The sequence below is a fragment of the Rhodovulum sp. 12E13 genome (assembly GCF_003340565.1).
Lineage (GTDB): Bacteria > Pseudomonadota > Alphaproteobacteria > Rhodobacterales > Rhodobacteraceae > HLUCCA09.
In genome coordinates this window covers 1-1,007 of record NZ_QPLK01000111.1, presented here as the reverse complement: position 1 = coordinate 1,007, position 1,007 = coordinate 1, and the positions used below count along the sequence as shown (strand labels likewise).

Annotated in this window: 2 protein-coding genes; both read right to left on the bottom strand. The window is 66.4% G+C overall.

Going from position 1 to position 1,007, the window contains the following annotated elements; genetic code table 11:
* Positions 1-415: 415 nt before the first annotated feature.
* Positions 416-772, bottom strand: coding sequence for a transposase (locus DLJ49_RS22960; RefSeq protein ID WP_369932977.1), 357 nt, complete (start codon positions 770-772; stop codon positions 416-418).
* Positions 694-1,007, bottom strand: a 314-nt coding sequence (locus DLJ49_RS22955; RefSeq protein ID WP_369932974.1) for a transposase, incomplete at its 5' end; no start/stop codon positions are given. The genes DLJ49_RS22955 and DLJ49_RS22960, both read right to left, overlap by 79 nt.

Below are 1,007 nucleotides of genomic sequence, written 5' to 3'. Positions count from 1 at the left end.
CACGTCCAGCCCGACATACTGTTTCATTGCGGTATCCTCGATTGGGGCCTGATCCCGGCTATCGTGGCGATGTCGCCGGTCATGGGAAGCGCCGGCAGCAATTACCTCAGCGTATGGAAAGGCTCCGTTCGGTGCCGTGTGTGGATTCCCCCTTTTTTGGCAAGCATGATCTTCTCGGGTCGGCGGGGTCTTCGATCCGACGTGTGTCAGGCCTCTGGATGTGGCCTTGGTGACGCCACGGGTGGGTCATGCTGTTCGGATGGCGGGGTTCACATCGGTTCAGAGAGCTGTAGCGCTCGAGCCCCGGGTCTGAATGTCCCTGCCATGAACTTCGAAATCCGTGTCGCCTACTCCTCGTCGATCGCTCGCCCCGGCCTTTCGGCCATGCCGTGCCGTCGCCCCGTCGGGGCTTGGGTCACGCCATCCGGTAATCCTCCCGCTTCGTGCTCATGGCCCAGATCATGCGGGCCATCTTGTTGGCGAGCGGCCGCCAATGGAACGCCAACGGTCCGAGAGACATTGGCGGCGCCGCGACCATCTTCGGCTTCCTGGCCACGAGGGCGGCCAGCCAGCGGTTCGGACTGCCGCCCTTCCTGACCACCCAACGGATCACGCTCGTCGCGCGGGACGCGCGCCCCTGGCGCGACGCTCCCACGATCAGCAGCCGCCGGATGTCGGTCTGGCCCATCTTGCTCACCGCCCCGAGCTTGGTCTTTCCGCCCGTGGATCGTTGCCGAGGCACGAGGCCGAGCGTCGTGCCGGAGGCGCGCATGTCGCGCGACGCCGCGTCGTGCCGGAGGCGCGCGTGTCGCGCGACGCCGCGAAGTTGCGGCCGCTGTCGAAGGTATCGAGGTCAGGCGCGAAGGCCGCGACGGCACCGGCAGTCACCGGGCCGATTCCGGGGATCGTGCATAGCCGGCGCAGCTCCTCGTCCGTCTTCGAAGCTGCTTCCAGGTCGGCTGCGAGCTTCTCGATCACCTCGGTGAGGTTCCCGATCTGCTCGAGGT

What these genes read in the sequence shown, in the direction of transcription:
- DLJ49_RS22960 (WP_369932977.1), bottom strand. Translation starts at nt 772, where the DNA reads ATGCGCGCCTCCGGCACGACGCTCGGCCTCGTGCCTCGGCAACGATCC.